Raw genomic sequence first — 10,127 nt, 5'->3', positions numbered from 1 at the left:
CTGGTCCGGGACGCCACCGGCCCGGGCAGCAGCCTGCTGGCCGACGCGCTGCGCGGGGCCCGGCTGCCGGGCGCCGCCCCGTACGCCTGGATCGCCGGCGAGGCCGGCATGGTCCGGGCGGTCCGCCGGCACCTGGTCGGCGAGCGCGGCCTGGACCGGCGCCGGGTCACCTTCGCCGGCTACTGGCGCCGCGGCGCGTCGGAGGAGGACCTCCGGGCCGAGGCCGCCAGCGCCTGACCGGCCCGGCGGCGGGACTACCGCAGCGCCACGGGGGTAGAGGAGAACGTGACCGCGCCCGGGCCGTACCGCCGGTGGCGCCCGGACCCCCGGGGCGCGCCATGACCGAGGTGGTGGCCGCGGCCCGCCGGCAGGCGCAGGAGGCGTTCGAGCGGCTGCGCCGCTACTTGATCGTCGCCCTCCAGGCCGGACTGGCGGCCGGGCTGTCCTGGTACGTCGCCAACACCCTGCTGCACAACCCGCAGCCGCTGTTCGCGCCCGCCGCCGCGGTCGGCACCATCGCCGCGGCCATCGGCAACCGGGTACGCCGCACCGCCGAGTTGCTCGGCGGGGTGATCCTCGGCGTGCTCGTCGGTGACCTGATCATCCAGGTGATCGGAAACGGGCCCGTGCAGACCGGGCTGGTCGTGGCGCTGGCAATCTCGGCGGCGGTGGTGTTCCGCGGCAGCGGGGCGGTGATGGTGCAGGCCGGCAGCACGGCCGTCCTGCTGGGCACCGTCGAGCCCAGCGGGCCGGACCTGGCCGTGCCGCGGACCCTCAACGCGCTGGTCGGCGGCGGGGTGGCCGTGGTGGTGGCGCTGCTCCTGCTGCCGCTGAACCCGGTCCGGGTGGTGCACCGCGCCGCCGGCGCCAGCCTCGGCATCTTCGCCCACCAGTTGACCGTCGCCGCCGAGGCCCTCGCCGCCGGTGATCCGGGGCGGGCCGACGCGGCGTTGCAGCGCCTGCAGGCGGCCGAGGCGGAGCGAAGGCAGACCACCGAGATCGTCGCCGCGGCTGCGGAGGTGGCATCGCTGTCCCCGTGGCGGTGGCGGCGCCGCTCCCAGCTGCGCCGCTACGAGGCCCCGTGCTTGGGTACGTGACCCCAGCCACTAAGTAACCCGCGAGTAATTTATGCCGCCGGGGTTCGTCGGATCGAGGTCGCGAGGGGCTGCTCTGGCAGCCGGTCGGCGTTGACCGCTGCCAGGACCGCGGGCTCGCCGTTGGCGGTGAAGGGCCGGACCCTGGCAGCCGGTGAGCAGTTGCTGCGTCGTCAGCTTCTCGGTGATGCGGCGGCCGCCGCCTTCTCCAGCACGCGGTACACGGTCGGCCGGGACACCTTGAACAACTCGGCCAGCTCGGCGATGTTGTGCTCACCATCGCCGTGCAGCTCGACCAGGTGCCGCTGCTGGGCCGCCGACAGCTTGGGCTGCTTGCCTTTCAGCTTGCCCTTCGCCTTCGCGATCGCCATCCCCTCCCGGGTGCGTAGCCGCAGTAGGTCCACCTCGAATTCGGCGAACGTGGCCAGGATGTTGAAGAACATCTTGCCCATCGGGTCGGAAGGGTCGTAGATGCTGCCACCCAGCGACAGCCTCACCCCGCGCCCTACGAGGGAGTCGCCGATGTCGCGGGCGTCGGGCACCGACCGGGCCAGCCGGTCCAGTTTCGGCACCACGAGTGTGTCCCCGCCGCGGACCGCCGCCAGGGCCTGATCGAGACCCGGCCGCTTGCGGCTGGTGCCGGTCAGGCCCTCGTCCACATAGATCCGGTCTTCAGGGACTCCGAGCTCGCGCAGGATCGCCCACTGGGCTGCCACGTCCTGATTGTCGGTCGAGCACCGCGCGTAGCCGATCAACGCCATGCCAGGAGTGTAACATTTAGCGCCCGCTCACCGTACAAATCACCGGACACCCTAACTGAGACAAGATCGCTGGGCCGGGTTTCGTGATCGCCCTGTTCCGAGGTCCTGTGCACCGATGACCCGTACTCGCGTGCACGAGTCGTCCGGAGTGTCCGGTGAAGGATCGCTCACCGGACACCCTCGGCCGGGTGGTGCACACGGGTTCGGGTTGCCGGTGCGGTTGCCAACCGGCGATCTGCGCCTATCGCAGGTGCGCGGACGACGGAGTTCGGCGACGACCCGGTCGTCGTACGGCACTTCCCGGGGCCGAGGTAAGCCCAAAAGGGACCACGGGATGATCTTGGAGCCCTGAGCGTCCGGCCCGTCACCCGTTCGTCTCGGCTTCGTTGATGTGATGTTGGGCTTGTCGTCTGGGGCCAGGGTGTGCCGGGCGGTACAGCCAGGGGAGCCTCCCCGCTCGGCACCCAGTCATCGTTGTTGGTTTGCCACTGGCATGGGCAGGGAGCACGGGAGCGCACCACGGTGCACCACCATGGCGCCACCCGGAGCACGTGCGGTGCAACGATTCGCCACCACCACCCGTTCGGGTGAGCCGGCCGCACCCCGCGCCGCCAGGCAGGAGGCATGGTCGGCCGCCCGGACGGATGCCATGCCGGGTCCTTCCGTGGTACGGCGTGGCCGGGCGGGTGCCGGAGCTCACAGGGCCTGTTCGGCTTCGCGGGTCTGTTCGCTCCGGCCCGTCCGATCCGACCGCCGGGCTCCGGGAGGCGTCTCGGTCGTACGGAGCAGGAGGTCTCCGGCGACCCAGCGCGTGCCGCTGGGGCCGTGGACCTCTACCAGTGCCACGGCGCGGACGCGGTGGCCGTCCAGGCCTTCGCCCTTGGCGTTGGCCATCGGTGTGCCGAATCGCAGCAGTTCGCGGCGCTGGCTGGAGGAGCTTGCGTTCTGGCCGAGCATGGCGCGGTCGCCCACGACCGGGACGGTCGGTCCGCCGCGGTCAGCGGAGCCGTACCGTGAGGAATGGTTGTACCCGAGGCTCGGCGTGATGGTGTTGTCCGCCTGTGTCTGGAAGCCGTCCGCAGAGAGCTCGATCCGGTCGATGGCGGTGTCCTTGCTGGTCACCTCCGCGCGCGGTGAGTACAGAGTGATCTTCATCGACACGCCGGTGCCGCCCGGGTGGCCGAGGAACGGGGCGACGGCCGCGGGCTCCAGCGGGGTCAGTCGGTTGCTCTGCGCCAGGGACGTCAGCCGGATGAGCATGCCTTCGGTCGACGTGGTGGTCTGGGGCCTGGAGGTGTCCTTCAGCGAGTGGTCGACGGATCGCAGCGCGTCCCTGAGCTCGTCCATGCCACCGAAGTCGTAGATCTCGATCGGCCGTGCGGGCACCCAGGCCGGGCTGGACAGCAGGACGCGCAGGTCTGCTGGGACCTCCATCTCCACGGCCACCCCGCCGGGGGGCGGCGTCGGGCGGGGCACGGATGGATTGGTCGTGAAGACGGCAGGCGGGATGGTCGCGGCGCGCCGTTCCCCCCGGTCCGGTGTCTCTGAGGCGTTGAACCACAGCACGGCGGTGGCCGGTTCCACCTCCCGGCGCCCGATCCGGGACGCGGGGAAGAGTTCGGCCAAGGGGAGGGGCAGGACGAACGCGGCCGCCAGGTCCAGCCCACTGCCGATCAGATCGGCGAGAAGTCCGACCAGGGACTCGGTCAGCGGGCGTGAGGAGACCCGTACCTCGTACTCGTACGGCACGGGAAACTCACTGGTGTTGCCGAACGTGCGCTGCCAGGAGCGCAGTTCACGGCTGGAGCTCTGGGCGTCCGAACGGTTGCTCTGCCGTGCCAGACTCAGCGTGCTCCTGGCCTGCTCGCCGTTGCTTTCGCCGAGTGGTGCGAAGTCGGCCTGTCCGCTGATGGTCCGGGTGCTGCTGATCCTGGTGGCGCCCGGCACCTCCAGGGCGGTGCCGTCGCCGTGGGAGTGGCCGAACACGTTGTCCATGCCGGAGGTCGTCGTCACCCGCTTGCCACGGCGTGCGGAGAGGTCCTGCCCGGGGGCCGGCCGCGCGACGAGCGCCACCTCGACAAGACGGGGGCCGAGCCAGGACCGGTGGACGAAGTGGAAGGCTGTGTGCCCTTGGGGACCCGCGTTGACCAGGGTGCGCAGGCCGAGGCTGGTGGAATGTTCGTTGATCCGGGTCAACACTCCGGGCACGTAGGCAGCGTGACCGGGCGTGGTCACCCCTGGGGCCTCTTGCTGGACCAGGCGGTGTATCCGCCGCTGGAACGAGCTTCGGCCGCCTCCGGTGTGGACCTCGGTGACTACCCCCGCGCCGATGGTGCCACCGCTGTCGACGTACCACGCCGGAAGGCGGCGGTCCGATGGGCCGACGGGCGCGGACGTCTGGCCGGCCTCGGCGACCAGCGCTGCCAGGTCCGGGTGGTTCTGCAGGTCATTGTCCACTAGTAGGAATTCCACGCCGTCGGGAAGTTCGACCACGCGGGTACGGTTCAGGCCGCCCAGTCCCGGGGCTACGGTGCCGCTGACCAGGTTGCGCGCGCCGCTGCGGACGGTCACCACGTAGTGGGCCTTTGCGGTGAAGCGGAACGCGGCCGTGGTGTCCTCGGTGGTGACGCGGAAGACACCAGTGTTGTCGTTGACGGTGACGCCGTCCGTATGGGCGACGCGTGCCTGGAGGCCGCCCTGGGGCGCTACAGCGTCGCCCTTCCCGCCGTACCGGCCCGCCAGGGACAGGCCGCCCTGGTGGCCTGCCTGCCTGTTCCGGGTGGAGGCGGACGCGTCGGTGGACTGCAGCCAGCGTTCCGCGTCGAGCTTGGGCGGCTGCGGCAGGACCCGTACGTCGGTGAGATACCCCCTCACCTCGATCGTGAAGTCCGTACCGGCCAGCGCGCCCGGTGTGGCGGCGCCTTCGACGGGATACGAATCGCGGAAGATCCGCAGCGCGTTGGCGGACAGATGGTGCGGGGAAAGCGCGGTATCGGCGACCTCGTTCGCCGACGACTCGTGGTCGGTGGCCGGCTCGCCCACCGAGGCGCGCCATACCCAGCGTCCCGCGTCGGCGACCGAACCGCTCACCCAGTGCGCACTGCCGGCGATGAGGCCGCCCACGGCCCGCAACAGCGGCGAGGACCACGGGCGGGGGACAGCACGCGGTTCCACCGTCGCGCCCGTAGCGGCGTCCTGTGCCTCGACGTCGTCCTCGTCCTCGATCCACGCACCTGGCGTGGGCGGCATGACGTATCGCTCGTTCTCCTCAGCCACCGCGTGCTCGATGTCCTTGATCATGGCTAGGACCTCACGGCGCAGGTCGGCGCTACCGCCGACCCGGTCCAGCAGGGCCGTCTCCGGCAGCCGCAGAACGCCCTCTTGGACGGTGCGCCCGGGGTTCGGCAGGGCGAGCAACCGGTCGTCCTGGTGGCTGTGGTCGCGGACCGTCGCCGGTCCCGGGCGGGGAGCGGGGGACGGACGGTCGAGCGTGCGGAACGTGGGCACGGCCAAGCGCACGCTGCCGTCCGCGCTGACGGGTTCGGGATTCGGGCCGTGGCTGTGAGTGATGACCATCCGGTGGGTGACGGGGACCGCGAACACCTGTGTGCCGTTCTCCGTGGGGCTGAGCATGTAGTACTCGTGGCCGGTACCCGTGCTGGACCCCGTGTTCGTGGTGGTCTGCGACGTGTACGAGTAGTGCGGCCGGATCTGCTGGAGCCGCTGGTCGCCGTCGACGTCGAGCGGGTTGCTGACGGCGCCCTCACCACCGACGTTCCATGCGAAGGGCGTGCTCTGGAACTGCTGGTCCCCCGCGATCGTGGACCCCCTGTAGTTCAGCGTCTGGATCTTCGGGAGGGTGCGCTGGTGCTCGACACCCGCGTTGGCGTCCGGCGCGGCGTAGCGGCGCTCGGTGACCAGACGGACGGAGACGCGCTGGGTGCCGAGCGGAGTGGGGAGTTCGAACCAGGTGGTGTCGCCGCCTTCGATCATCTCGTCCAGGGCGGAGCGCAGGCCCAGCCTTGAGCGCATCTGGTCCAGCTTGCGCAGGTTGTTGAGCCTCTGGGTGCGGATGGCCTGGTCCATCGCCTTGTCCCACCGTCGTGTCTCGGGCCGGTCGGAGGGGAGGAAGCCGTTGTCGCGCAGCCAGCGTTCGGCCTGGTCGAAGAGAGGGCTGGTGCCGGAGACCTGGAGCGGGGTGGTGGACACCCCGAGCTGCTTGAGGTGCAGCACCTCCGGCGGCAGGTAACGCGTCTCGGTCGGCACATGGCCGAGGGCGTCCAGTGAGGGGACCAGCATGACGACCGGGTAGTGCTTGCCACCGTCCAGGGGCGATCCGGCGGTGGGGCCGAGTGGAGCGCTGTCCGGGCGGACGAGGGTGATACGTAGCCGCATTCGGGGCGTGACCTGGAGAAGCGGGGTCGCCGTCCGCAGCGAATGGGCAATGCGGGCACTTCCCCCATTGGTCAGCACATGGGTGAACTGATGCTGCCCACCGAACTGGAAGGTGAACTGCCCGCCCAGCGGTTCCACGCCGGTGAGAGGGTCGGGGGCTCCGGTCCCGAAGCCCAGGGTGATGGACACGTTGAGGCCGGCGCCGTTGCTGATCTGGGCGCTGCCCTGCACGCGCAGTGACCGCAGAATGTAGGTCTCCAGCACCGAACTCGCCGTGGTGGGACCGGTGATGGTGTCACCGCCGGTCAGCTCAGCACCGATCCAGAGGTACCCGATGGCTTCGCCGGAGGAGGTGTAGAGGGTGGGCGAGGCAACCGAACCACCCCAGGTCTGAGGGAGGTTGCTGCGTAGGTTGCCCTCGCCGAAGAACTCGAACAGCTCTCGGCGGGAACCCTCCGACAGCGAACCCAACGGGTCGGCGAAGGACCGCAGCACATCGGCGAAGAGCACGTCGTGGTCTGCCAGGGCCAGCGGGCCGAAGAGCGGTACCACGTCCAGCAGCCGGTCGAGCGGCGCGGGCACGCTCTCCGGCCGCGCTGGGTCGACATCGGGAAGCCCCTCGGAGGTGGACAGATAGGTGGGAAACCACACCAGCAGCTTGTCCGGCGCGACGCCTGGGGCGGGCTCCCATCCGAGGGCGGGCAGCGCGCCGAGCGGCGAGGTGATCGGGCCGTCGTTGCGCCGCAGTTCCCAGGTCATCGCATAGTCGAACGGCCAGTGCCGGCCCTTGCTTCGGATCAGCACCATCGGCTGCACCGTCGTGCCGACCGTCACCGAGGTCGTGAGCTGGTTGTAGGTGAGGCTGGGTCGCGGCGTGAACGTGATGCGGCGCAGCGGACCCTTGTCCACCGACCAGGTGTGGGAGAAAGGATGACCAAAGGCGCGCAGATCGCCGCTGCCACCGCTGTCACCGGCTTCGTTGATGCCGAAGGCCCAGCGCTGCACGCTCACGGGCGGTCCGTCGGGCATGTGGTCGAGCTGCTGGGGCGAGGGCCCGAGGGCGGTGAGCCCGAGGCGGAGCGAGACGGGATGCCGCCGCTTGCGGTAGGTGACGTTGAGGGGCAGGCCAGCGACGCTGATCAGCCGGGCCCACTCGGCGGACAGCAGACGAGCGGTCAGGATGCGGCGCACCTGGGCGCGGAACCCGGGATCCGGCCCCTGGCCGTTCTCCACCAGCTCGATCACCCGTTCCCGCAGCCAGGCGACGGTTGCCTGTGGGACGGGCGTGATGTGGGCGAGTTCCAGCGCGCCGTCACGACGTGTGCCGAAGCGGAGAACGGGGTCGCTAAGGGGGCGGGTGGGCGCGCCGTCCTCGGGATCGGGGGCGGGTTCCGGACCGGACTCAGGTCCGCTCTCAGAGGCGGGCTCGGGCGCAGGATCGGGCGCGGAGATGGTCTCGGGGTGCCGTTCCCGCTCGGGGACAGTGTCGGTGGGCGAGGTCACGACGATGGTGGGCAGGTCGTCCATCGGCGGCGTGACCGTGATCGTGGGGATGGCGGCGGGGACGACGCTTTCGCCGTCGTCCCCTTGGTCGCCGCCAGGCGGCTCGGCGCTCTGGGTGGTGATGAGGCGGTCGAAGTCGCGCAGTGCCTCATAGTCTCCCAAGTCTCCTGGGGCTGGGGACAGCGTGGTGGAAGTGCCGACAGCGGTCGTGACTGTCCACACCGGGGCGGCGGGGCCGCTGGTCGCGGGCAGCAGTGCGATGCGGGCCCTGGGAGCACCGTGCTCCGAATCCTCGTCGAGGAACAGGGTCGACGGCACATTCACGGTGATCAGCTCCAGGCCGCCGAGCCCTTGCGCGGCCTGTTCGCGCGCGTTTTCGGAGATCGCATCGAAGTCGGTCAACAGCAGCACCCGCGGCGGCGGTCCCCCGGCCGGCCCGGCGGCCTGGGCCGCGGCCAGGTCCTTGCGCAGGCGCCGGCCGAAGGCCAGCGGCGTCTCCCAGTAAGTGAGGTCCTGCCGCTCGTCGTAGACGGCGAAAAGGCCATCGGCGAAGTAGCAGGCCACCGTGGCCACGCCGTCGAGGCCGAAGGGCAGCTCGCCCAGTTCCCGGGTGTGCCACGGCCGGGCCGCCACACGCAGAACCCCAGCGACCGGGCCGGTACGCCCCGAAGTCCCCGGGCGGTAGGCGTCGTTCGGGGTCCACGCCACGTACGAGGAACCCAGCACCGGTGCGTTCAGGGCAGACGAGCGGGATGCGAGGTCGCGCCGGTCGAAGTAGCACAGGCCGCGGGCGTGCTTGCCGCCGAACGGGGACGGGCGCAGCCCGGCCGGGGCCACGGAGTCGGGAGCGGCGGAGCGTTCGACCAGCCAGCTGGCGGGAGTTGAAGGAAACCGGGAGCGATAGGACCATCGCACCCGGTCACCGACAGGACCCTGGGGGCAGGCCGACCGGAACTCCCCGCCCTCGCCATCCGGCGTGCAGTACGCGCCCAGAAACGACTTGGCCCCGGCCGCACGGCTGCCCGCGTCGAGCGGCTTGACGCCCACGGCCATCGCACCGCGCGGAAACCAGACCAGGCGCCCGAGCAGATCGGCGAGCAACTGGCGCTCCGCGTCGCTGCCGCAGGTCAGGATCACCAGCGGGTCTTCCAGCGGCCGCTTCGAGGTACCCAGCTCCGGCAGCTCCCGCAGCCACAAGCCCAGCGCCTGATCCGTGACCGGCTGCCCCACGCCGTCCACCACCAGGCACAGCTGACCCTCCGGAGACGAGTGCGCCATAAAGAAGAACGGGTCGAGCCCAGGCGGCCACGGCCAGGCCCGCCAGTCCGAAGGCACTGGCAGACTGTACCGAGTGCCCCAACGGTAGTAGCCGGTGAAATCGACCGCCGCCCGATTAGGAGCCAGCAACGCCGCGATCGGGTCCCGGGCCGCGGCGAACCCCGGTGTGAACCCGGGCAGCGAGGCATGCACGACGCCCCCGTCCATCGTCAAGGACCGCAGGGTCACATCCTTGCCGTCCAGCTCCGTCAAAACCGGAGCGCCCGTCAGAAGCATCGAAATTCCCTCACAGTGTGACGTCGCGATTTAGTACGATTTGACATCCCATAAAAATTGCTGACACTTGTTCTGATTGGGTTTTAGGACATGCCCAGCCATCCGGGGCGGCGTCGATCACGGCGCGTGGGCTCGATGTCCGCCGGGGCGAGCGGTACTACCTCGCACATCTCATGGACGAGCACCATGATCCTTTCGGCTTTCACTGCACGATTGTCCAGAGCGTCGGCCATTCCTTGCATGCTCGCGACTGCTTGGCTCGCAGCATCGACGTGCCGGTCCCAGGCTTCGGCGTGGGCGTTTGCATCATCTCCGGACCAGTATCGAGACGACCCGCTTAGGTCGGAATTGATGTCGGCATAGCAGTCCTGAATGGTGTCGGGCCATATTCTCGCAACGCGGATTTCCCCTGGATCGCTCCGGGATCACTTTTCGGCAGGCCGGAACCGACCTTTCGAAGGATCCAGAGAACGGCGTCCTGGATCTCCTCATTGATATTGAGTATCGAGCATCAAAGCGAGACGGGCGCATTGGTCCGGCGCCGGGTGATGTTGTCGCACGCATCTTGTTGGGCCGTGTCGTTTCCCGCGGCCTTCTTCAGTGCCTCGGCATGCCGGAAGACCCGTAGCGCACAGTTCAGCCACCATGCCTGCCATAGGATGCAACGCCTGCTATGGCCTCGCAGCTGTCTGCCTGCGGATCACCTCCTTTGTTGGCCACTGGCAGGCAGGAAAGAGCTGCGCAGGGCCGTATGCCGCGCGCAGCATGTGGATGAGAGTCCACCCAGGACGGCGTGTTGGCCGCATGCAGCCATGCGGCC

General features: G+C 70.0%; 4 protein-coding genes. 2 read left to right on the top strand and 2 right to left on the bottom strand.

What is annotated here, in order from left to right; genetic code table 11:
- Together B0E53_RS12410 and B0E53_RS12405 are read left to right on the top strand one after the other, a co-directional pair.
- Positions 1-237: SIP domain-containing protein (locus B0E53_RS12410; protein ID WP_146167654.1), on the top strand; the 237-nt coding region annotated here is incomplete at its 5' end.
- A gap of 101 nt (positions 238-338) precedes the next feature.
- The gene (locus tag B0E53_RS12405; RefSeq protein ID WP_246835367.1) at positions 339-1,097 is read left to right on the top strand and encodes an FUSC family protein; all 759 of its coding nucleotides are present in this window, start codon (positions 339-341) and stop codon (positions 1,095-1,097) included.
- A gap of 170 nt (positions 1,098-1,267) precedes the next feature.
- Here the strand turns inward: B0E53_RS12405 and B0E53_RS12400 are convergent, their stop codons facing one another.
- The gene (locus B0E53_RS12400) at positions 1,268-1,855 is read right to left on the bottom strand and encodes a recombinase family protein (protein ID WP_107076200.1); all 588 of its coding nucleotides are present in this window, start codon (positions 1,853-1,855) and stop codon (positions 1,268-1,270) included.
- Between the two features lie 696 nt (positions 1,856-2,551).
- A complete protein-coding gene (locus B0E53_RS12395; RefSeq protein WP_146167653.1) occupies positions 2,552-9,307 on the bottom strand; it encodes a hypothetical protein in 6,756 nt (2,251 codons plus the stop codon).
- Positions 9,308-10,127 lie beyond the last annotated feature (820 nt).

Origin of the sequence: Micromonospora sp. MH33 (genome assembly GCF_003013775.1) — a bacterium.
In the GTDB taxonomy this organism is placed as follows: domain Bacteria; phylum Actinomycetota; class Actinomycetes; order Mycobacteriales; family Micromonosporaceae; genus Micromonospora; species Micromonospora fulviviridis.
Note: the sequence above shows the minus strand (reverse complement) of the source record. Positions and strands in the feature narration are given on the sequence as shown.

Bases quoted from the DNA above. Each gene is read 5' to 3' on its own strand.
- B0E53_RS12400 (WP_107076200.1), bottom strand. From the start codon at position 1,855: ATGGCGTTGATCGGCTACGCGCGGTGCTCGACCGACAATCAGGACGTG.
- B0E53_RS12405 (WP_246835367.1), top strand. From the start codon at position 339: ATGACCGAGGTGGTGGCCGCGGCCCGCCGGCAGGCGCAGGAGGCGTTC.
- B0E53_RS12395 (WP_146167653.1), bottom strand. From the start codon at position 9,307: ATGCTTCTGACGGGCGCTCCGGTTTTGACGGAGCTGGACGGCAAGGAT.